Genomic DNA, 23,855 nt, shown 5'->3' on the forward strand with positions numbered 1-23,855 from the left:
CGGGAGATAGAATATTCTATCTCCTGTAATACTTTAAAATATATGATAAAAGTTAAACAAAATAGTATATAAACAATAAAAAATGTGTATTATACAAGATTACATATAAGATATATAATAATAATTGTAAATATTAAAACATAGTACATAAATTAAAGCATAGGGGGATTTGATTATGAAAACACTAGGATTTATAGGTGGAGGAAACATGGGAAGTGCCATGCTTGGAGGTATAATAAAAGCAGGACTTCTAAAATCTGAAGATATAACAGTTGCAGACTTAAGTCAGGCTGCTCTTGATAAAGTAAAAGAAGCACACGGTGTAAATGTAACAACAGATTCAGCAGACGTTATAAAAAACTGTGATGCGTTTATAATAGCATTAAAACCACATATAGTTGCACCTGCATTAAAACCACTTGCAGAACTTGTAAGAGAAGATCAGCTTATAATATCTATAGCTGCAGGAAAGCAGATATGTCAGCTTGAAGAAATATTCGGTTCAGATAAAAAAATAGTAAGAATAATGCCTAATACTCCAGCTCTTGTAGGAGAAGGAATGGCAGGTATATGTTCAAATAAAAATGTTTCAGCTGAGGAACTTGATGAAGTTAAGAAAATATTTGAATCATTTGGTGAAGCTGAAATAGTTACTGAAAAACTTATAGATGCTGTAACAGGTGTAAGTGGATCAGGTCCTGCATATGTATTTATGTTTATAGAAGCTATGGCAGATGCTGCAGTTCTTGAGGGAATGCCAAGACCACAGGCTTATAAATTTGCTGCACAGACTGTTTTAGGATCAGCTAAAATGGTAATGGAAACAGGAATGCATCCAGGTGCATTAAAAGATATGGTTTGTTCTCCAGCAGGAACAACTATAGAGGCTGTTAAGGTTCTTGAAGAAAAGGGACTTAGAGCGGCTGTTATAGAAGCTATACATGAATGTACTAAAAAATCTATAGAGTTAAGTAAATAATAAATAAAATTACATTATAATAAACAGAGAACACCGAAGAATATCGGTGTTCTTTTTATTTTAAAAACTGTTTTAAATATAAAAACTCCCTGCCATAAACTATTTTCATATAGCTGGCAGAGAGATTATAAACTATTTTGTTTTTCTATTGTTCATCTGTTCAAGAAGATTTTTATTTCCTTCACTGCAAGATTTAAGGTTTCCACATGCAGAACAGTTTGCACATCCTCCGTTTTCACCGCCACCTGAACAGCTGGAACATGAGCTTCCAGGTCTTGTAAATATTCTTATAAGTATTACAGCAGTTACAACAACTATTACCGCTGTAACGGCAATCTCTATTGGAGATGCAGCTGATACAAATGCAGATCCGACTATATTAGCTGCAGTACCTGCAACCCATGCAAGTGCAAACTGATAGAAAAGAGATGTAAGCATCATTCTGTTTCCATATTCTTTTCTCATAGTTGCAAGAGCAGCTATACATGGTGTATAAAGAGCTGTAAATACAAGGAATGCATATGCAGTTACTCCTGTAAATACTGTAGGAAGTACAGTGTTTAAATCACCGTATAAAACACCCAGTGTATTAACAACTACCTCTTTTGCTCCAAGTCCTGTAAGAAGTGCAACTGAAGTTCTCCAGTCTGTAAAACCAAGAGGAAGAAATACAGGTGCTATAAGTTTTCCAAAATATGCAAGGAAAGAACTGTTTATATCTGATGTATATCCAGAAAAGTTGAATGATGAAAGTGCCCATATAAACACAGACATTGCAAACATTATTGTAACAACTTTTACTAAAAATCCCTTTGATTTGTTCCATGTGTTTTTTACAAGTGCGCTTATAGTAGGAATTCTGTATTCCGGAAGTTCAAGAATAAAAGGTTCTGCCTCTTCTTTGAATTTAGTTCTATTAAGGAAAAGTGCTACAAGTATGGCAGCGACAATTCCGATAAAATAAAGAGAAGCAGTTACAAGAGCTCTGTTTTCCTTGAAAAACACAGAAACAAATAATGCATATACAGGAAGTTTAGCTCCACATGTCATAAGTGGTGCTATAAGAGCAGTTATTTTTCTGTCCTTTTCGCTTTCAAGAGTTCTTGTGGCCATTATAGCAGGTGAAGAACAACCCATACCCATTATCATAGGTATAAACGCCTTTCCTGAAAGACCTACTTTACTCATAACTCTATCCATAAGAAACGCTGTTCTAGACATATATCCACTGTCTTCAAAAAGCGATATTCCGAAGAAAAGAGTACATATAAGAGGGAAGAAAGGAAGTGTTCCACCTATTCCTCCGATTATACCATCTACAATAAGCGATCTGAACCATGGGCTCGAATCAGCAAGCATAGCATCCACAGGGGAAGAAATATAAGTCTCTATAAGACCTGCAAGTCCCTCCTGAAGAGGTCCACCTACCCAATCAAACGTAAATTTGAAAAGAAGCAGAAGAAGTGCTATAAATATAGGATATGCAAGCACAGGGTTTAGAACTATACTGTCTATTCTATCACTTATACTTTTTTTAGACTCTTCCGGTGTCTCTGTACATCTTTTTAGTCTTTCTTCGATCATACTGTATGTTTCTGTCTCAGAACCCCAGTCTTTTGTGTATATAAATGGTTTTCTGACAGTTTCTCTTATGATTGACTCTATATTTTCAAGACCTTCTTTTTTCTTTGCAACTATAGGTATTACAGTTACTCCAAATTCACGACCAAGTTTTTCTGCATCTATTTTCATACCTCTTGATTCAGCTACGTCCATCATATTAAGAAGTATGACTATAGGCTTGTCAAACTGCATAAGCTGTGTTGTAAGGTATAGGTTTCTGGCTATGTTTGAGGCATCTACAACATCCAGTATAAGGTCTACATCCTCTTTTTCAAGAAATGATTTTGAGACTTTTTCCTCGTTTGAAAATGTATCCATAGCATATATACCAGGAAGGTCTACAACCTTTATATCATCACATAAAAAACCTTCTTTTTTTTCAATTGTAACTCCAGGCCAGTTTCCCACATACTGAGTAGAGCCTGTAAGCATATTAAAAACAGTTGTTTTACCAACGTTTGGATTTCCTAAAAGAGCTATATTAATCAATGAAAACCTCCTTACTGAAGAACTATATTCTTTGCATCAGATTTTCTTATAGCAAGATCAAAACCTCTGAAACGTATAAGAATAGGATCTCCAAGAGGAGCTATTTTCTTAACTTCAACCTCTGTATTATTTATGCATCCAAGAGCAAGAAGTCTTTTTGCAAGCTTTGTATTTCCATTTATATTATTAATAAGGCCTTTTTCGCCTACGTTTAAATCAAAAACAGTTGTCATAATAATACCTCCTAAGTCTTAATGAAATTCATTATCATCATCTTATTGATATTATATCTCATAAATTATCATATGTCAATCGTTATTGAGAAATAATATTGCTGAACAAGATGTGAAGAGATATTTTATATGATAGATAGATTTTGTAGTATAATTAAGAAGAGAATTCTCTTATGGAGGTAATATATGAATTCAAACAAAATAAGTACAAAAAAGCTTGTATTTCTCAGTCTTATGGTTGGATACAGTCTGATATTATATATAATAGAAACATTTATACCTAATCCCATGATGGTAATGTTTCCAGGAGCAAAGCTTGGGCTTAGTAATATCATAACTCTGGTATGTCTGATGACTATAGGATTAAAGGATACATTTATAGTTCTCATTGTCAGAATAATAATTTCTTCTATATTTGCAGGACCGATGTCGTACTTTCTGTTCAGTATAGCTGGTGGATATTTAAGTCTTGCAGTTATGTATATTATAAGCAGAATAAAGGGATTTTCGATTATAGGAATAAGTATATCAGGTGCGCTTGCTCATAACATAGGACAGCTTCTGGTGGCTTCATTTATAATAAAAAATCTTATGATGGTATCATATCTTCCATTTATGCTTGTGACATCGATAGCAACTGGTGTATTTGTTGGTATAGTTTCGAAATTTATGATTCCATATACAAATAGAATAATAGAAAAGGGAAAGATATAAATCAGTAAAAATAATATATATTAAAGAAGAAAACGTTATAAAAAACTAGAATATTAATATAAAAACGTATACAATAGAATTGATAAAATATATTTAAGAAAGGGCACGGGTGCTTAGAATTGGCTAATATAAAAATTGTAACAGATGGTTCATGTGATTTTCCACAGGAGGTAATAGATCTTGTAAATCCTGATATAGTAAGGATAAATGTGGCTTTTGGAGAAGAATCTTTCATAGGAGGAGTGGAGATAACAGAGGAGGAATTCTATGAAAAGATGAAAAAAAGTGATGAACTTCCAAAAACATCAAGCCCATCTCCAAATAGATTCATAGAAATATATGAAAAAGAGGATTATGAGGAAATAATAGTATTTACGCTTACATCAAAACTTTCGGGTACATACAGCAATGCAGTTATTGCAAAAAATATGTATGAGGAGAAAAATGGATCAAATAAAAGAATTGAGATAATTGATACTGAAAATGGATCAATAGGAGTATCTTTAATGCTTTTAAAAACTCAGAGAATGATAGAAGAAGGAAAAAGTATGGATGAGATACTGGCTGAAGTTGATAAAATGAAAAAAGATATTGTATTTTTTGGAACTCTGGCAACTCTTGAAAATGCAATAAAAGGTGGAAGAGTAAATCCTATAGCAGGAAAACTTATCAATGCTTTGAATTTCAAGGTAATAATAAAAATCGATGAGGGACTTGTAAAACCTATAGACAAGGCCAGAGGAGAATCAAACAGTCTTAAAAAACTATTTGAATATGTAAAGAAAAATGTGGATGTTTCAGACATTGAACATAAGGATATAATAATAGGGCATGCAAACTGTCCACATAGGGCAGAAAGAATAAAGAAATTTATAGAGGAACACTACAGTTTTGAAAAAATTATGGTAGCTCCAATAGGACCTATAATGGGAACTTTTACAGCAGAGGGGGCTATACTTGTAGCAGTTCTTTAAGTAAGGAGGCAACATGGGAATAGAAAGAAAAAATATAGAGAAAAAATATAAGTGGAGTCTTGAAAAGATGTATTCTTCACAGGACGAAATAGATTCTGATATAAAAAAGGCTGAAAAGCTTACAGAGGATATAGCTTTATACAAAGGAAAAATATCAGAAAGTAGTGAAAATCTTCTTGAGGTATTCAGAATACTTGAAGATGCATCCAGAACTATTGAAAAACTTTATGTATATACTCATATGAGACACCATGAAGATACAAGAATAAATGAAAATCAGGCAGAGTCTGTAAAAACGGAAATGCTGTCTACAAATTTCGGTGTGGCATCATCGTATATAGTTCCGGAAATCATGGCTATGAGTGATGAAAGATTAAACGATTATCTGAATGATGAAAAAATGTCATTCTATAAAAAGTATATGGAGGATATACTTAGAGATAGACCTCATACTCTTTCTGAAAAAGAAGAACAGATACTTGCATCTGTATCAGAAATATCAAATGTATCAGAGAGTGTATACGATATGCTAGCATATGCCGATATGGAGTTTCCTGAGATAGAAGGTGAAAATGGTGAAAAAATAAAAATAGACCATTTCAACTATTCAAATCTTATAAAAAGCAGAAACAGAAGAGTGAGAAAAGATGCATTTGAAGGTGAGTTTTCTACATATAAAAAATATAAAAACACATTTGCATCAAGTCTTTATGGCGCTGTGAAATCAGAAATATTCTATTCAAAAATGAGAAAACATAATTCTGCAATAGAAGCTTCTCTTTTTGCGGACAATATAAGTGTTGACGTATATAGAAATCTTATAGATGCAGTATCAGATAGTATTCCGGCTCTTGGAAAATATGTCGATATAAAGAAAAAGGTTCTTGGAGTAGATGAGCTTCATATGTATGATCTTTATGTTCCATTATCAGAAAAGTTCGAGTACAAGATAACATACAAAGAGGCACAGGAGATTATACTGAATGCTCTTAAGCCTTTAGGTGAAGAATATCTTTCTATTATAAGAAAAGCATTTGATGAAAGATGGATAGATGTATATGAGAATGAAGGTAAAAAAGGTGGAGCGTATTCATGGGGATGCTATGATTCACATCCTTATATACTGATGAGTTACACTGATGACCTGAACTCACTGTTTACTCTTATACATGAGCTTGGTCACTCTGTACACAGTTACTATTCAAGAACTTCTCAGCCATATATATATTCTGATTACAGAATATTTGTTGCAGAAGTTGCATCTACAACTAATGAGCTTCTTCTTATAAACTATCTTCTTGAAAATGCAAAGGAAAAGGATGAGAAGATATATCTTCTTAATTACTATCTTGAGCAGTTCAGAACGACTGTACATAGACAGACTATGTTTGCTGAATTTGAGATGATAGCACATGAAAAAGCGGAAGCAGGAAATCCTCTTACAGCAGATGAGTTTACAGAAATATACTATGGTCTTAATAAGAAATACTACGGCGATTATATGAATGTAGACGAACTTGTGGGAATAGAATGGGCGAGAATACCTCACTTCTATTCAAACTTCTATGTATATAAATATGCTACAGGATTTTCGGCAGCGAGTGCTCTTAGCAGTATGATTCTTTCAGAAGGAAAAGAAGCGGTAGATAGATATATAGAATTCCTGAAAAGCGGAGGATCTGAATATCCGCTTGATCAGCTGAGAAGAGCGGGCGTTGATATGGAGAAAAAAGAATCTGTAGAAAAAGCTCTTGATGTATTCAGAGAACTTGTCGAAAAACTTGAGAAGGAAATATAATTAGTATTATATAAATTCATGGAGAATTAAATATGGGGAAAAATATTCTAAAAAGAATAATGTTAATTATGTATTTCGTATCAGTAGTATTAATCATTTTAATGTCTGTACGAAAAATAATAAGCATACCTGTTTTTTCTCTGGCATTTATTGTTCAGGCGGTTATTATCGTTATTATACATGAATTTTTTCATGGAATATCCGCTGAAAAAAATGGACTGATGTTTACATCTATGTACATCGGTCCTTTTGTTTTGCTGAGAGAAAACAGGAAATTTACAGGGCTGAAAAAAGTAAAATTCAATGGTTCATACCTTGGGAGAGCAAATATAGAAAATAGAGAAATCAAAAATGACGATGATTTTAAAATACACTCGAATGCTTGGAGAAAAGCTATAAAAGCGGGGCCTGTATCTGATATTCGGATAAGTACTGTTTTTATAATTATTGGTATATGCACAGGTATTTATGAGATTTCCATAGCTGTATTAATGATAGATATTTTTGTATGTATACCCAGCTTTATATATGGTGATGGTGAGCATCTTTTTCTTATAAAAAATAATAAAGTATTTGAGATATCTGTCATATATACATACAGTATGATTGGCAATATAAGTAATCAGACAGACGAGTATCTCTATAGAAAACTAATAGATGAAATAGATAAAACAGTTTTGAATGATGACAGTATACTTCCTTTGTGTATAGCTGCACAATCAGTTATATATAAAAGTATTGCAGAAGATAAAATTATACCGGAAAGTATAAAAAATACTGCAAAAGATATAGTGAACAAGGGACCGAAATGTTTTTCACAGGGAATGGATATTATCTATTTTAGAAGCCTGATAAATACTATGATTTTATATTATCTATGCGTAGAGGAAAATAAGGATTATGCAGAAAGGCTATACTTATATGTAAAAGGCATGAAGTGTAGTGTTCCAGGAGAAAGACTCGATAAAATGAGAACAGAACATATACTTGGAAAAGAAGATTATAAAAAGGAAATTGAATCCGGAAAATATAGAAATCAAATGTTTTATGGATGTGTAGGGTTTGAGAATATGGAAAATATTATAGATGATAAGGTCATAGAATATTCCTATATAAAAAATAAAAAAACAGAAACTTAACATACTTTACTCTTGCTTAACGAATTCATAATATTTATTTAATAGACTGACTGTATTATAGATACTGTAATAATTAATAAAACAAATCTATAAAACAAAGGTATTATGGAGGAAAAGGTAAAATGAAAAACAGAAGATTAGCAATTTTATTAGCTGGGATAATGACAATAGGATGCTTGGCTACAGGATGTGGAAATTCAGGTGGAGGAGAAGAAGCTTCTTCAGGAGATTCAACTGTAATAAGCGTATCTGGATCAACATCAATAGGACCATCTATGGAGAAACTTGCAGAAAAATATGAAGCTGCAAATGAAGGAGTAAGTATAGAAATACAGCAGATAGGTTCTTCAGCAGGTATAAAAAATGCAATAGACGGAACTTCTGAAATAGGTATGTCATCAAGAGATTTAAAAGATGAAGAAAAAGAAGCAGGACTACAGGAAACAAAAATAGCTATAGACGGTATAGCTGTTATAACAAATACAAAGAACCCTGTTAAAAATCTTACACAGGATCAGGTAAAAGATATATACACAGGAAAAATAACTAACTGGAAAGAAGTTGGCGGAAATGATGCTCCAATAGTTGTTGTATCAAGAGAAGAAGGTTCAGGAACTAGAGATGGATTCCAGGAAATAATAGGATTTGAATCAACTGAATTATTATCAGATGCTCAGGTAAGTGATGGTTCAGGAAACATAAAATCAACTGTTGAAGGAAATGAAAATGCAATAGGATATATATCTTTCGGATATGTTGATGATACAATAAATGCTCTTTCTATAAATGATGTAGAACCAACTGCAGAAAATGTTACTAACTCTACTTATCCAATAGCAAGACCATTCCTATTAGTAAATACTGCTGATGGATTATCAGAAAATGGTCAGAAATTCATAGACTTTATATTAAGTGCTGATGGACAGAGCATAATGGAAGAAGAAGGATTTATAAAAATACAGTAATTGAATCCTGTGAAATATATAAGAGTGCTGAGACTTAGACAGCACTCTTTTTTTATGCAATTATATCGTCAAATTATAAAATATAAAAATTATGCCTTATTAACAGTGTTAAAATTTTTTAATAATTTTATTATTGATTTAACCCTGATTGAATATAAATTTAAAAAAAGAAGTTTAATATATGTTTTGTAATTAATTGACGGATGGATAGTCGAAAAGGAGGAAATAATATGTCAGTAAAGACAGAGGCATTAGAAAAAGCCAGATCAAAAGAGAAAAAAGTTAAAAATATTAATGCGAAGTATACGGCGGATAGATTTATGAAATATGTATTTCTATTCAGTGCATTACTTTCTATAGCGAGCCTTGTTGTTATAACAGGATTTGTATTTTATATGGGGCTTAAGCCATTCTTACAGGAAGGTTATTCGATAATATCATTCCTTACTGGAAGTGAATGGGTACCTTCATCAGATATGTTCGGAGTACTTCCTATGATAGCTGCTTCAATATACGCTACAGCAGGATCAATAGTAATAGGAACTTCAATAGGAATATTAACAGCAATATTTATAGCTGAGATAGCACCAGCAAAAATATCAGGAATAATATCATCAGCAGTTGAGCTTCTTGCCGGTATACCATCAGTACTTTACGGGGTATTCGGACTTGCAGTAATAGTTCCAGGTATACAGAATGTATTCAACCTTCCAAAAGGTCAGAGTTTACTAGCAGTAATACTTGTTCTTTCAATAATGATGTTACCAACAATAATATCAGTGTCAGAAACAGCAATAAGAGCAGTTGACAATGCTTATAAAGAAGGATCATACGCTCTTGGAGCTTCAAAAATAGAAACTATATTCAAAGTTGTTCTTCCAGCGGCAAAATCAGGAATACTTGCAGCAGTTGTTCTTGGTGTAGGTAGAGCACTTGGTGAAACAATGGCGGTTATACTTGTTGCAGGTAACTCAGCAGCAATGCCGGGAAGTATAATGGACAGTGTAAGACCACTTACAACAAACATAGCACTTGAAATGGGATATGCATACGGAACACATCAGGAAATGCTGTTTGCAACAGGTGTAGTTCTATTCACATTCATACTTATACTTAATATAGTATTAAACAGACTTACTAAAAAGGCGGTGGATTAATTGAACAGTTCCAGAAAAACAAAAGAAACAATATTAAAAGCTCTTATATATGGATCAGCTGTCTTTACAGTGGCAATGCTTGTGATAATAGTAGGATACATATTTGTCAAAGGTATGGGAAATATGAGCCTTGGATTTATAACAAATGATTATTCAGCGTCAGGAGACGGCGGGGTTTATCCTATGATACTTGCAACTGTATATACAGTGGGAATATCAATAGTAGTGTCAGCTCCAATAGGGATACTTTCAGCGATATATCTTCAGGAATATGCAAAACAGGGAAGACTTGTATCAGCAATAAGATTCTGTACAGAATCTCTTGCAGGGATACCATCTATAATATATGGTCTTTTCGGGGGAATATTCTTTGTAGTGTTTCTAAAAATGGGATATTCAATACTTTCAGGATCTCTTACTGTTGCGATAATAATACTTCCTGTAATAATAAGAACTACAGAAGAAGCATTAAAAACAGTACCACAGAGTTTCAGAGAAGCATCATTTGCTCTTGGTGCAACAAAACTTCAGACACTTTATAAAGTTATAGTACCTAGTGCAATGCCTGGTATAATATCAGGAATAATACTTTCTATAGGTCGTGTTGTCGGTGAATCAGCAGCAATACTTCTTACAGCAGGAACAGTTGCAAAACTTCCTGAGACAATCATGAGCAGTTCAAGAACTCTTACAGTTCACGCATACCTTCTTACAAAGGAAACTGGTGACATAGCTACTGCTTCATCAATAGGTATAATACTTATAGTAATAGTTCTTGCACTTAATACAATAGCAAAAGTAACTGGTAAAAAACTTGGAAAAGCAAGCAGATAATTAGGATAGATAAGGTACGGAGGAAATTAGAAAATGCAGGTATACAATAATACAAAAATAGCAGTAAAAGACCTGGATCTTTATTACGGAGAGAAACAGGCACTTAAAAGAGTAAACATGAATATAAAGGAAGGTAAGGTTACAGCTCTTATAGGACCTTCAGGATGTGGTAAATCTACATTCATAAGAACTCTTAATAAAATGAATGACCTTATAGACAATGTAAAAATATACGGTGAAATAGCTCTTGATGGAGAAGATATAAATAAACAGAATGTAATAGACCTTAGAACAAGAGTTGGTATGGTATTTCAGAAACCAAATCCATTCCCAATGAGTATATATGATAATATAACTTATGGACCAAAGATACAGGGAATAAGAGATAAAAAAGAACTTGATAGAATAGTTGAGGAGAGTCTTAAAGGTGCAGCTATATGGGATGAAGTAAAAGACAGATTAAAAAGTTCAGCACTTGGACTTTCAGGAGGACAGCAGCAGAGACTTTGTATAGCAAGAGCTATAGCAATGAAACCGGAAGTAATACTAATGGACGAACCTACTTCTGCTCTTGACCCTATATCTACAGGTAAAGTAGAGGAACTTATAACTGAGCTTAAAGGAAACTATACAATAGTAATAGTTACGCACAATATGCAGCAGGCACACAGAATATCTGATGATACTGCATTCTTCCTTAACGGAGAAGTAATAGAATTCAATAATACAAAAGATATATTCGAAAATCCAATGGACAAGAGAACAGAAGACTACATAAACGGAAGATTCGGATAGGATTTAGATGGCTGGGAAAATCCCGGCCTTTTCTGATTGAATGGGAAAATAAATTCTGATATACTAATCTTTAAATACTCTTATATGTCAAGGAGGAGAATATGGGATTATCAGATATCAGGCTTCCTAAAATAGGGATGAGAGCTATAAAAACAGGAATTGTAGTAATGATAACCATACTTATAACAAAAAACTTTGTACAGTATCCTTTTTATGCTGCAATAGCAGGGGTAATATCCCTTCAGGACACTGTAACAGGGTCTGTAAAGGCTGGAATGAACAGAATAAAGGGTACTGTAGTAGGCGGTATAATGGGATTTATATTTGCGCTTATAATGCCTGGAAATCCGATACTGTGCGGTATAGGAGTTATACTGACTATATATGTGTGCAATATATTGAAAATAACATCCATATCCGTAAGCTGTGTGGTATTTCTGGCGATACACCTTGGAGTTGGAAGTGGAGACCCTATGAGCTATTCAATACACAGAGTTTTAGATACATCTGTAGGAGTTATAATAGCGGTTGTTATAAACTATGTAATAGCGAGACCGGATCATGTAGGTGGCATAAAAGAGGAGTATATAAGAATAGTATCAATAGGTAAAAAACTGTTTAGAGACAAGATAGTAGAACACAAGAATATTGATATAGAAAAGTATAAAAAAGAACTTTATAAGATGGAAAATATATACAATAAAATCAGGTCAGAGAAAAATTACAATGGAGAAAATCCATATCTCGAGGAAATGGATGATATTGAGGTTACAAGGCATATAATCAGAGAAATATATTTTCATCTTCAGATAATTTCGCATATGGAGCAGAAAGACGAACTTTTTCTCACTAATGAAAACTATCTGAGACTTGAGAAACTGTATTATCCGGAAGAAATAATATGGGAAATAGATGAGGAAAAAAGTCCTGTGTTCAACTACAATATAGATAGAATTCTGGATAGTTTTGAAGATGTTGACAAAATACTGGAAAATAATATGAGTATGTAAAATTGTCAGAAAAATTATTGACATATACACATGTAAATGTATATAATTGGAAATATAGCATATAGAAACAAAACAATTATACAGTATAGACTGTGAAAAAGAGGAGTAGGCAGTTTAATAACTTACAGAGAGTGAAATCCACTGGCTGAGAGATTTCTTGGAAAATAATCTGCTGAAGGTAGCTTTTGAGTTTTCGGACTGAACATAAGTAGGTTTGAACGGTGTGACCCGTTATAGTCAGTAGAGTGTCGGAACATTGTTCCGGAATTAAGGTGGTAACGCGAGCTTTTCGTCCTTTGTGGATGAAAGGCTCTTTTTTATTTAACTGGATAGAAACATATAAAATAATGTTTAAACTCAGAAATTGAAAATATAATATACGAAAGGGGAAAAAGACATGGAAACAAATTTATCAAAAACTTATGATCCAAAAGAGTTTGAAGCCAGACTTTATGAAAAATGGATGAAAGAAGGATATTTTTCTTCAACTCCAAACAAAGAAAAAGAGCCATTTACTATAATGATGCCTCCTCCAAATATAACAGGACAGCTTCATATGGGACATGCGCTTGACCATACACTTCAGGATGTTCTTATAAGATGGAAGAGAATGGATGGATATGAGACTCTATGGCTTCCAGGAACAGACCACGCTTCTATAGCTACAGAGGTAAAGGTTGTTCAGAGAATAAAAGAGCAGGAAGGTAAAACAAAATACGAACTTGGAAGAGATGAGTTCATGAAGAGAGCATGGGCATGGAAAGAAGAGTTCGGTGGAAAGATAGAAAACCAGCTTAAAAAACTTGGAGATTCATGTGACTGGGATAAACAGAGATTCACAATGGATCAGGGATGTAATGATGCAGTTAAGGAATTTTTCATAAAATTATATGAAGAAGGACATATATACAGAGGAAACAGAATAATAAACTGGTGTCCAGATTGTAAGACTACTCTATCTGATGCAGAAGTTGAGCATGAAGACCAGCCAGGAAACTTCTATCACATAAAATACTTTATAAAAGACAGCGACCAGTATCTTGAAGTAGCAACTACAAGACCTGAAACTATGCTTGGAGACTCTGGTATAGCAGTTCATCCAGAAGACGAAAGATATGCTGACCTTGTAGGAAAGACAGCTATACTTCCTCTAGTTGGAAGAGAGCTTCCTATAGTTGCAGACGATTATGTTGATATGGAATTTGGAACAGGTGTTGTTAAAATGACTCCTGCACACGACCCTAACGACTTTGAGGTAGGTCTAAGACATGATCTTGAGCAGATAAACGTAATGAACGAAGACGGTACTATGAATGAAAAGGCTGGAAAATACGCTGGTATGGATAGATACGAGTGTAGAAAAGCCATAGTTGAAGACCTTAAAGAAGAAGGATACCTAATAAAAATAAAAGAGCACGATCATGCAGTAGGTACATGCTACAGATGTCATACAGTAATAGAGCCTAGACTTTCTGAGCAGTGGTTCGTAAAAATGGACGAGCTTGCAAAACCTGCAATAGAGATACTTAAAAACAAGGAACTTCAGTTTGTTCCGGATAAATTCGATAAAACATATCTTCAGTGGCTTGAAAATATAAGAGACTGGTGTATATCAAGACAGTTATGGTGGGGTCATCAGATACCTGCATACTACTGTGAAGAATGTGGGGAGGTAGTAGTAGCAAGAGAAACTCCTGAAAAATGTCCTAAGTGTGGATGTACTTCATTCAAGCAGGACGAGGACGTTCTTGATACTTGGTTCTCATCTGCATTATGGCCTTTCTCAACACTTGGATGGCCAAACAATACAGAAGAATTAAATTACTACTATCCAACAAATGTACTTGTAACAGGATACGATATAATATTCTTCTGGGTTGTAAGAATGGCATTTGCAGCTATGTTCTGTATGAATGAAAAACCATTCTCACATGTTTTAATACATGGACTTGTAAGAGACTCTCAGGGAAGAAAGATGAGTAAGTCTTTAGGAAATGGTATAGATCCGCTTGAAATAATAGATCAGTACGGAGCAGATGCACTTAGATTTACACTTATAACAGGAAACTCACCAGGAAACGATATGAGATTCTATATGGAAAGAGTTGAGTTTGCAAGAAACTTTGCCAACAAATTATGGAACGCATCTAGATTTGTTTTCATGAACTATGATGAAGAACTTATGAACGGTGTAACTAGAGAAGATGTAAAAGCAAATCTTACACTTGCAGATAAGTGGATAATATCAAGAGCAAACAATATAGTTAAAGAAGTAAGTGCAAACATGGATAAGTTTGAGCTTGGAATGGCTCTTCAGAAAGCTTACGACTTTACTTGGGCTGAATACTGTGACTGGTATATAGAAATGGTTAAGCCAAGACTTTACGGAGAAGATGTTGAAGCTAAAAAAGCTGCACTTTATACATTAACATATGTTCTTGAAAAAGTATTAAAACTTCTTCATCCATTTATACCATTCATAACTGAGGAAATATACAACCATCTTCCAACAGTAGACGGAATGATAATAGTATCTCAGTGGCCTGAATTCTCAGAAGAGGACAACATGGCAAAAGAAGAGGCTATGATGGATATAATGATGGAAGGAATAAGAAACATAAGAAACGTAAGAGCTGAAATGAACGTTCCACCATCAAAGAAAGCTAAGGTTATAGCAGTTCCTACAGAAGAAAGAAGAGAAGCCATAGAAGCAGGTAAGAATTACTTTGTAACTCTTGCATCAGCTTCAGAAGTTGAAATAAAAGACAATGAAGAAGGTATACCGGAAGATGCAGTAAGCGTAGTTATAGATGGTGTTAAGATATTTATACCTCTTGATGAGCTTGTTGACTTCGAAAAAGAGCTTGAAAGACTTAACAAGGAAAAAGCAAAACTTGAAAGTGAAATAAAGAGAGTAAACGGAAAACTTTCAAATCAGGGATTCCTTGCAAAAGCACCTCAGAAGCTTGTAGATGAGGAAAAAGCTAAAAAAGAAAAATTTGAGGAAATGATGAAGTCAGTTGAAGAAAGACTAGAAAGCATAAACTCAAAACTTAAATAGTAAATAATAGAATAGAGGGGGTCTGCAAAGCGGACTCTCTTTTATTCTCAATAAACTAAAAGCAGGTGATTTGATGAATTGTAAAGAGGCTCTTAAATACATAGAAGAAAGTCATAAATTCGGTATGAAACTTGGACTAGAAACGACTGAAAAACTTATGGAACTTCTGGGAAATCCACAGGATAGACTGAAGTTTGTACACGTTGCAGGTACAAATGGGAAAGGATCTATATGTTCATTTATAGCGAAGGTGCTTGAAGAAAGCGGATACAAAACAGGGCTTTTCACATCTCCGTTTCTGGAAGTATTCAATGAAAGAATAAGAATAAACGGAGAAAACATATCTGATGAAAAAATAGCTGAAATTACAGGTATTATAAAAGAAAAAATAGATATTATGGTATCTGAAGGATATCCGTATCCTACAGAGTTTGAAATAGTGACAGCTATGGCGTTTGTGTATTATGCGATGGAAAATGTGGATTATGTTGTGCTTGAAGTTGGACTTGGTGGAAGATATGATTCAACAAACATAATAAAAAATCCATCAGTATGTGTAATAGGCTCTATAAGTCTTGACCATACAAAGGTTCTTGGGGATACTGTGGAAAAAATAGCCTATGAAAAAGGTGGAATTATAAAACCGAACTCAAAAGTTGTGGTTTATTCACAGAAACCACATGTTATGAACATACTGAAAGAGATTTCAAAAGAAAATAATGCCGAATTAATAGAGGCTTCCTTTGATGATGTGGAAATAATAAAAGAGAGTATAGATTCTCAGATATTCAGTTTTTCCACAGAAAATAAAAAATATGAAAATATGGAGATATCGCTTATAGGAGAGCATCAGATAAAAAATGCAATAACAGCAATAAATGCTATTGAAATTCTTTCAAAAGAGGCAAACAAAATAACTGAAACTTCTCTTAGAACAGGTATGAAAAACACAAGATGGGCAGGAAGAGTAGAAAAAGTTATGGAAAAACCTGTATTTATACTCGACGGAGCTCATAATGCAGATGGAGCAGAATCATTAGAAAAGGTAATCAAGAAATATTTTTCAGATAAAAAAGTGAAATTTCTTATAGGTATGCTTGAGGATAAGGATATTGACACAGTTCTTTCAAAACTTATACCTCTTTGTGACTATGCTGTAACATCTACACCGGATAGCCCAAGAGCTATGTCATCTGATAGATTAGCTGAAAAAATATCCATTTATGGATGTAATACAGAATCAGTACCGGATGTAGAGTCTGCTATAGATAGAATACTTGAAGTATCATCAGATGAGGATATAATAATAGCAGCGGGCTCTCTATACATGACAGGAAAAATAAGAAGTATATTCAGAAAAAGAAATATAATATAAATACATAAAGGCAGTTGGATACCCGACTGCCTTTTAGTATACTTATATATTTTCAGCGATTGCTTTTGCAAGCTGATCAGGACATGAAGTACATTTATTACCACATGTATTTCCTATAAGAAGATCAGATACTTTTTTTGCATCCATACCTTCAACAAGTTTTGATATGCCTTTAAGGTTTCCGTCACATCCACCGATAAACTCAACATCTCTAAGTTTATTATCAGAGTCTATTTCGAAATTCATCATTCTACAGCATACACCACTTGGTTTGTAGCTTATTTTCATAAAGTGTTACCTCCTGATATACTATCTGTTTTCTATAAGAAGAGAAAGAATCTCTCCGTAAAGATCTGAAGCATTCTGTTTCCAGTTGTTGCAGATCATATTGGCCTGTTTTTCTGAAGAAACATTAAGGTTTAAATCTATTAGATTTGACTGGTTTTCAATTACTCTGAGATTAACTATATATTCTATATCGCTCTGTTTGACAAATCCAGCCTTAATCTGTGTATCTTCAAGAAGGTTTGATTTGTTCTCATCTATATATGCTCCGACTTTTTCAAGTACACATTCAGGAATTCTTGAAAAGAAATATTCAAGAGAATCGAGACCGTTTGAAGTAAGTGTGTAAAATTCTTTGTCGGATTCCTTATAAGTTGTCAAAAGACCTGTTTCAACAAGTTCTGATAAAAGTGTTTGAAGAGAAAAGTAGTTTATCATCTCTGTATCAAGTACAACCTGTGTAATCTGAGAATTAGTAAGAGCCATATCAGATTTTTTTAATATATAAAGGAGCAGAAGCTTATGATAAACCATTTCTTCTGATGAATTTTCAAACATTAGAATCGACCTCCATGAATTAATTGAATAAAGGACCGATTAGTCCTTTTACCTTATAATTGTATCATCAGTATATTTATTTATCAAGACAGCCAAAACATTATAGATTGTTTCTATCTATAGTTATAGCGCCGTTTTGCGGAATATATTGAAAGTATGTTATATTATTATTAAATACAGTTGGTTTAAATGAGGTGATAAGCATAATATGTTTTCAATTCCGGAATTAAAAAAAGTGGAAGAAGTTATGGATATTGATTTTAAAACCATAAAAAGAGATATCTCTGTAAGATCCGCAGTGGATGAGATGATAAAAAATAACAGAAGAACTCTTATGGTAGTGGATGAGAATGATACTCTTGAAGGTATAATATCGATGACGGATATACATAACTTTAAAAGGGACAATCCAGATATAGACAATATAAACATAGAAAGAATAATGAAAAAAAATATAGTTTCTGTCAGCAAAGGTGTAAGCATAGATTACTGCAGGGACATAATGATAAAAGAAAATATAGGTATGCTTCCTGTAATGGAAAATGAAAGAGTTATTGGAGTTTTAAGACAGGAGCACATAAGAGATTTTCTTTATATGCATCTTGAGGATTACGGTATAACGCTTAAGTATATAATTGGACAGATAAAAGAGGGAATATGTGCTGTAAATAAAGAGGGTATAGTAATTTTATGGAATAGATTTATGGAAGAAAGATATGACATAAAATCATCTGACATAGTTGGAAAACCGATAAGCGATTATCTTGAAAATACAATTTGTGAAAGAGTTCTAAAAACAAGAGTAGGAATAAGCGACGTATACTATACATACAAAAAACAGAATATGTATGGATTGGTACATGCAAATCCGATATTCTTCAGAGATGAATTTGTGGGTGTAGTATGTACAGAGCTTGATATAACAGAAGCGAGAAATCTTTCCTATGAACTTGAACAGACAAATGAGAAACTTAAGTATCTTCAGGATGAGGTCAAAAATCTTTCAAATGGAATATTCAGCAAAATACTTGGTAAAAGCGACAAAATAGAAAAAGCAAAATCCATAGCCAAGCAGGTTGCAAAAACAAACAGCAGTATTTTTATATGGGGAGAAAGTGGTACTGGTAAGGAGGTCTTCTCAAGAGCTATACACGAATACAGTGGCAGAAAAGGTGCATTTATACCTGTAAACTGTAGTGCAATACCGTCAGAACTTTTTGAAAGTGAATTCTTTGGATATGAGTCAGGTGCATTTACAGGAGCAAACAAGAAAGGAAAACCGGGTATTTTTGAACTTGCAAAAGATGGGACTGTATTTCTTGATGAGATTGCAGATTTACCTTTGAATATGCAGGCAAAACTTCTTAGAGTACTTCAGGAAAAGGAAGTAAGACGTATAGGTGGAGAAAAGACTATAAAAATAAATCCTAGGATAATATCTGCAACAAACAAAGATCTTGAAAAAATGGTAAAGGAAGAAACATTCAGAGAAGATTTATATTATAGATTGAACGTAGTGGAGATAAAGATTCCTTCTTTGAGAGAAAGGAAAGAGGATATAGGAATTCTTCTACACAGTTTTCTGGAGGAAATGTGTGCAGAAAATAACAGGCCTTTACTTTCTATTGATAAGGAAGCGTACAAGATACTTGAAAATTATAGATGGAAAGGAAATATCAGGGAACTGAAAAATACAGTTGAAAATATTGTTGTACTTTCCGGGAACTCAGATACAGTGACAGCGGAGGACATACCGAGCTATATTTTAAATAGCGTAGAGGAGGTTTCATCAGAGGAAGAATATCCGATGGACCTTACAAAAGCAACGTCAAAACTTGAAATCAATAATATAAAAAAGGCACTTTCCATGACGAGAGGGAATAAGGCAAAGGCTGCAAAAATTCTGAATATACCAAGAACAACTCTATATTACAAAATGGAACAGTATAAAATAAGTATATAAAAAAGTTCTATAGAATAAAAATATATATTGATAAAAATAAAAAATTCTTCTGAAAATTCTTTAAAAGTCGGATGGTTGACACGTGTCGAAAAATCGACAAAAGTTACATAAATATTTAACGAAATGAGTAATTATAAAGATTTATTTTATTATTCTATAGATAAAAAATATCAAAAAGCACCCTATATGTCGGAAATTCGACGAAAAAAACCTTTTTCTTGCTTGTTTAATAGTATTATATTTGATATAATTAAATTAAAGAAACGTGTTCAAATATAGATAAAATAGAGGATAAATAAACAAATTATATAGAAAAAAACTCTAAACAAATATTTGGCACGCCAATTGCTATAATATATAATGCGACAGATTGATAATAGGGGTGATTTTGATGCTACTTAGAATGGAACTAAGACAGCATGTTGGTGCTCCATGCCGGCCTGTAGTACAAGTTGGGGAACATGTAAAAAAAGGTCAGCTTATAGCAGAACCAACAGGTCTGGGTGCAAACATTCATGCATCTATGTATGGTACAGTAAAAGAAATATCTGATACTGCCATATTTATAGAAGCAGATGAAGAACAGCCAGATGAATTTGTAAAGATAAAAGAAACTGATTCATACCTAGAAGCTATACAGGAAGCGGGTATAGTTGGTGCAGGTGGTGCGGGATTCCCAGCGCACGTTAAATACAAGGGAGATATAGAAGGCGGTTATGTAATCGTAAACGCTGCAGAGTGTGAACCTATACTAGCTCACAATATGGAGTATGTAGAAAATCACGCAGCAGAACTTGTTAGAGGTCTTAAGTACCTTGTTGAAATAACAAAGGCAGTTAAAGGATACATAGCTATAAAACCTCACCATACAAAAGCTCTTATAGCTTTAGGAAAAGCATCTAAGGAAGAAGCTAATATAGAAATAAAATATCTTCCTAATATGTATCCAGCAGGAGACGAAAGAGTTATAGTAAGAGAAATACTAGGGGTTGAACTTCAGCCAGGACAGCTTCCAAGTGTTGCAAAAGCTATAATATCTAACGTTGAAACTGTTAAAAACGTAGTTGCAGCTATAGAAGAAAGAAAACCTGTTATAACAAAGGATTTAACTGTAGCTGGAAGAGTTAAGGATGAAGATGCACAGAGTGGAAAAGTATTTATGGATGCACCTATAGGACTTCCTGTAAGTTACTTTATAGATCAGTGTGGAGGAATCCAGGAGCCATATGGCGAAATAGTTCTAGGAGGACCTTTCACTGGTAAACATGGAGAACTTGATGCTCCGGTAACAAAAACATTAGGTGGTATAATTGTGTCTATGCCATTAATGAAAGAAAGCAGAAAACTTGGTATAATCTGCTGTGAGTGCGGTGCTCAGGAAGAAAGACTAGAACAGATAGCATCTCTTATGGACGCAGAAATAATAGCAGAAGCAAGATGTAAGAGAATGACAGAAGTAAATGGAAGATATAGATGTGACCTTCCTGGTATGTGTCCAGGACAGGCAGAAACAGTTCTTAAACTTAAGAGTCAGGGAGCAGAAGCCCTACTTATAAGTAACTGTGAGGACTGAACTAACACAGTAATGCAAGTGGCACCTAGGTTAGGATTGCCAGTATACCATAGTACAGATCATTCATTAAGAGCAGCAGGACATAGATTATACAGAAGAAAAAAATAGTATAATTTAGTTATATAAGAATATCTATATACTTAGTTAAGATAAACAGCTTATGAGAATGATTTAGTAATAAATACCATTGAGTATATTAAACACAATGAGTATTGAATAAATGTTCAGAATGAAATTTACAAACTGAACTGTGAAAAACTGTAATCTACCCGGTGTCTTTGTTATACAGAGGCGCCGGTATAAAACAGTACAGATATCATTATATTAGTATATCTGGACATAGATTAGAAAAATAAAATTTTAGGAGGTATTTTACTATGTCAATAACTGTAGAAACAGCTCAGGCCCATGCTAATGATCCAGCGGTAACTTGCTGCAGATTTGAAGCAGGAACAGTAGTAGAACCATCAAACTTAGAGGATCCAGCTATATTCCCAGACCTAGTGGAATCAGGATTACTAGTTCTACCAGAAAACACTTTAACAATAGGACAGGTTTTAGGAGCTAAATTAACAGCAACTTGTGATGCTTTAACAGCTCTAACTCCAGAAAACTGTGAAGGATTCTCAGCAGGAGAAGCAGAAGAAGCAGCAGAGGAAGTTGTAGAAGAAGCAGCTCCAGCAGTAGAAGCAGCTCCAGTAGCAGCTCCAGCAGCTCCAGTATCAGGTGGAGTATTTAAATTACACATAGGAGAAGGTAAAGATATAAACCTTGAAATACCTTTAGGTGTAGCAGCAGCTATGGGTGCAGCTCCAGTAGCAGCAGCTCCAGCAGAAGCAGCAGCAGTTCCAGCAGTAGCTGAAGCTAAAGCAGCTGAAGAAACAAAATTAATAAGATCTTTAACTAAAAAACACTTCAAAATAGACAAAGTTGTTTTTGGTGAAGAAACTAAAATAGAAGGAACTACTTTAACATTAAGAACTCCTGAAGACTTATGTAAAGAAGCAGTAGATTCTGAAGAATTAGTATACGACATGAAGTTAGATATAATAACTCCAGACAGATACAATGAGTACTCAGAAGCTATACTTGACATACAGCCAATAGCAACTAAAGAAGATGGATGCGAACTTGGTGAAGGTGTAACAAGAACTATAGACGGTGTTATAATGGTTCTTTCAGGAACAGATGCAAACGGAGTTCAGATAGGTGAATTCGGTTCTTCTGAAGGTGAAATGTCTACTACAATGATGTGGGGTAGACCAGGTGCAGCTGAAAAAGGTGAAATATTCATAAAAGGTCAGGTAACTATAAAAGAAGGTACTAACATGGAAAGACCAGGACCTCTAGCAGCTCACAAAGCATTCGACCACATAACTCAGGAAATAAGAGAAGCCTTAAAGAAAGCTGACGAGTCTCTAGTAGTTGATACTCAGACTATAGATCAGTACAGAAGAGAAGGTAAAAAGAAAATAGTTATAGTAAAAGAAATAATGGGACAGGGTGCAATGCACGACAACCTAATATTACCATCTGAGCCAGTTGGTACATTAGGAGCTAGACCAAACGTTGACCTTGGTAACGTTCCAGTTGTTCTTTCTCCACTTGAAGTATTAGACGGTGGTATACATGCATTAACTTGTATAGGACCTGCTTCAAAAGAAATGTCTAGACATTACTGGAGAGAGCCATTAGTAATAAGAGCTATGGAAGACGAAGAAGTAGACCTAGTAGGTGTTGTATTCGTAGGATCTCCACAGGCTAACTCAGAAAAATTCTATGTATCTAAGAGATTAGGTATGTTAGTTGAGGCTATGGAAGTTGACGGTGCTGTAGTTACTACAGAAGGATTCGGTAACAACCACATAGACTTCGCTTCTCACATAGAGCAGATAGGTATGAGAGGTATACCAGTAGTTGGTGTTTCTTACTGTGCTGTTCAGGGTGCTCTAGTTGTTGGTAACAAGTACATGACTCACATGGTAGACAACAACAAATCTAGACAGGGTATAGAAAACGAAATACTAGCAAACAACACATTATCTCCAGAAGATGCTATAAGAATAATGTGCATGCTTAAAAATGCTATAGCTGGTGTTGAAGTTAAGGCTCCAGAAAGAAAATGGAATCCAAACGTTAAATTAAACAACGTTGAAGCTATAGAAAAAGAATTAGGAATAAAAGTAGAATTAGAAGACAACGAAACAGTTCTTCCAACATCTAAGAAAAGAAGAGAAATCTACGAAAAAGATGATATAGAAGCTGGTGTAGTTGAAGTAAAAGAAATACAGTAATTCTATAACATAAAATTAACCAAGTTTGAAAAAGAG

General features: G+C 33.9%; 19 protein-coding genes and 1 other annotated feature. Of the genes, 15 read left to right on the forward strand and 4 right to left on the reverse strand.

Annotation, left to right across the window (positions count from 1 at the left end):
* Positions 1-175: 175 nt before the first annotated feature.
* Positions 176-979: a pyrroline-5-carboxylate reductase gene (proC, locus tag EXD82_RS01625; RefSeq protein ID WP_142535176.1), complete on the forward strand. Its 804-nt coding sequence runs from the start codon at positions 176-178 to the stop codon at positions 977-979.
* A 132-nt stretch (positions 980-1,111) separates the two neighbouring features.
* Here the strand turns inward: proC and feoB are convergent, their stop codons facing one another.
* Both feoB and EXD82_RS01635 read right to left on the reverse strand, forming a co-directional pair.
* Positions 1,112-3,091 carry a ferrous iron transport protein B gene (gene feoB, locus EXD82_RS01630; RefSeq protein ID WP_142535177.1) on the reverse strand — a complete coding sequence of 660 codons (1,980 nt, stop codon included), beginning with the start codon at positions 3,089-3,091 and terminating at the stop codon, positions 1,112-1,114.
* Between the two features lie 11 nt (positions 3,092-3,102).
* The gene (locus tag EXD82_RS01635) at positions 3,103-3,324 is read right to left on the reverse strand and encodes a FeoA family protein (protein ID WP_142535178.1); all 222 of its coding nucleotides are present in this window, start codon (positions 3,322-3,324) and stop codon (positions 3,103-3,105) included.
* Between the two features lie 186 nt (positions 3,325-3,510).
* Between EXD82_RS01635 and EXD82_RS01640 the strand changes: the two genes are divergently transcribed.
* The 11 genes from EXD82_RS01640 to EXD82_RS01690 all read left to right on the forward strand — a co-directional run bounded on the left by EXD82_RS01640 (position 3,511) and on the right by EXD82_RS01690 (position 17,146).
* Positions 3,511-4,038 carry a Gx transporter family protein gene (locus tag EXD82_RS01640; RefSeq protein WP_142535179.1) on the forward strand — a complete coding sequence of 176 codons (528 nt, stop codon included), beginning with the start codon at positions 3,511-3,513 and terminating at the stop codon, positions 4,036-4,038.
* Positions 4,039-4,157: 119 nt separating this feature from the next.
* Complete coding sequence (locus EXD82_RS01645; protein ID WP_142535180.1) at positions 4,158-5,012, forward strand: DegV family protein; 855 nt, start codon at positions 4,158-4,160, stop codon at positions 5,010-5,012.
* A gap of 13 nt (positions 5,013-5,025) precedes the next feature.
* Positions 5,026-6,810 carry an oligoendopeptidase F gene (pepF, locus tag EXD82_RS01650; protein WP_142535181.1) on the forward strand — a complete coding sequence of 595 codons (1,785 nt, stop codon included), beginning with the start codon at positions 5,026-5,028 and terminating at the stop codon, positions 6,808-6,810.
* 32 nt (positions 6,811-6,842) lie between these two features.
* Positions 6,843-7,949 (forward strand): hypothetical protein, encoded by a 1,107-nt coding sequence (locus tag EXD82_RS01655; RefSeq protein WP_142535182.1) that lies wholly within the window; start codon positions 6,843-6,845, stop codon positions 7,947-7,949.
* 122 nt (positions 7,950-8,071) lie between these two features.
* Positions 8,072-8,914 carry a phosphate ABC transporter substrate-binding protein gene (locus EXD82_RS01660; protein WP_142535183.1) on the forward strand — a complete coding sequence of 281 codons (843 nt, stop codon included), beginning with the start codon at positions 8,072-8,074 and terminating at the stop codon, positions 8,912-8,914.
* 230 nt (positions 8,915-9,144) lie between these two features.
* Positions 9,145-10,071, forward strand: coding sequence for a phosphate ABC transporter permease subunit PstC (gene pstC / locus EXD82_RS01665; RefSeq protein WP_142535184.1), 927 nt, complete (start codon positions 9,145-9,147; stop codon positions 10,069-10,071).
* Entirely contained in the window at positions 10,072-10,905 is an 834-nt protein-coding gene (pstA, locus tag EXD82_RS01670; RefSeq protein WP_142535185.1) for a phosphate ABC transporter permease PstA, read from the forward strand.
* Between the two features lie 33 nt (positions 10,906-10,938).
* Positions 10,939-11,700, forward strand: a complete 762-nt coding sequence (gene pstB / locus EXD82_RS01675; protein ID WP_142535186.1) for a phosphate ABC transporter ATP-binding protein PstB — start codon at positions 10,939-10,941, stop codon at positions 11,698-11,700.
* A gap of 101 nt (positions 11,701-11,801) precedes the next feature.
* The gene (locus EXD82_RS01680; protein ID WP_142535187.1) at positions 11,802-12,710 is read left to right on the forward strand and encodes an FUSC family protein; all 909 of its coding nucleotides are present in this window, start codon (positions 11,802-11,804) and stop codon (positions 12,708-12,710) included.
* 83 nt (positions 12,711-12,793) lie between these two features.
* Positions 12,794-13,010 (forward strand) — a binding site (T-box leader).
* 97 nt (positions 13,011-13,107) lie between these two features.
* Complete coding sequence (locus EXD82_RS01685) at positions 13,108-15,771, forward strand: valine--tRNA ligase (RefSeq protein WP_142535188.1); 2,664 nt, start codon at positions 13,108-13,110, stop codon at positions 15,769-15,771.
* Positions 15,772-15,844: 73 nt separating this feature from the next.
* On the forward strand, positions 15,845-17,146 hold the full coding sequence (locus EXD82_RS01690) for a bifunctional folylpolyglutamate synthase/dihydrofolate synthase (RefSeq protein ID WP_142535189.1): 1,302 nt from the start codon (positions 15,845-15,847) through the stop codon (positions 17,144-17,146).
* A gap of 42 nt (positions 17,147-17,188) precedes the next feature.
* Here EXD82_RS01690 and EXD82_RS01695 read toward each other — a convergent pair whose 3' ends face one another.
* Together EXD82_RS01695 and EXD82_RS01700 are read right to left on the reverse strand one after the other, a co-directional pair.
* Positions 17,189-17,434, reverse strand: coding sequence for a TIGR03905 family TSCPD domain-containing protein (locus tag EXD82_RS01695; protein WP_174919128.1), 246 nt, complete (start codon positions 17,432-17,434; stop codon positions 17,189-17,191).
* Positions 17,435-17,455: 21 nt separating this feature from the next.
* Positions 17,456-17,989: a DUF4364 family protein gene (locus EXD82_RS01700; RefSeq protein ID WP_142535190.1), complete on the reverse strand. Its 534-nt coding sequence runs from the start codon at positions 17,987-17,989 to the stop codon at positions 17,456-17,458.
* A 208-nt stretch (positions 17,990-18,197) separates the two neighbouring features.
* Between EXD82_RS01700 and prdR the strand changes: the two genes are divergently transcribed.
* The 3 genes from prdR to prdA all read left to right on the forward strand — a co-directional run bounded on the left by prdR (position 18,198) and on the right by prdA (position 23,819).
* Entirely contained in the window at positions 18,198-19,952 is a 1,755-nt protein-coding gene (gene prdR / locus EXD82_RS01705) for a sigma-54 dependent transcriptional regulator PrdR (RefSeq protein WP_142535191.1), read from the forward strand.
* Positions 19,953-20,343: 391 nt separating this feature from the next.
* Complete coding sequence (prdC, locus tag EXD82_RS01710; protein ID WP_174919129.1) at positions 20,344-21,633, forward strand: proline reductase-associated electron transfer protein PrdC; 1,290 nt, start codon at positions 20,344-20,346, stop codon at positions 21,631-21,633.
* 269 nt (positions 21,634-21,902) lie between these two features.
* Positions 21,903-23,819 carry a D-proline reductase (dithiol) proprotein PrdA gene (prdA, locus tag EXD82_RS01715; RefSeq protein WP_142535193.1) on the forward strand — a complete coding sequence of 639 codons (1,917 nt, stop codon included), beginning with the start codon at positions 21,903-21,905 and terminating at the stop codon, positions 23,817-23,819.
* The last annotated feature ends 36 nt before the right edge of the window (positions 23,820-23,855 follow it).

Origin of the sequence: Peptacetobacter hominis (genome assembly GCF_006861675.1) — a bacterium.
Lineage (GTDB): Bacteria > Bacillota > Clostridia > Peptostreptococcales > Peptostreptococcaceae > Peptacetobacter > Peptacetobacter hominis.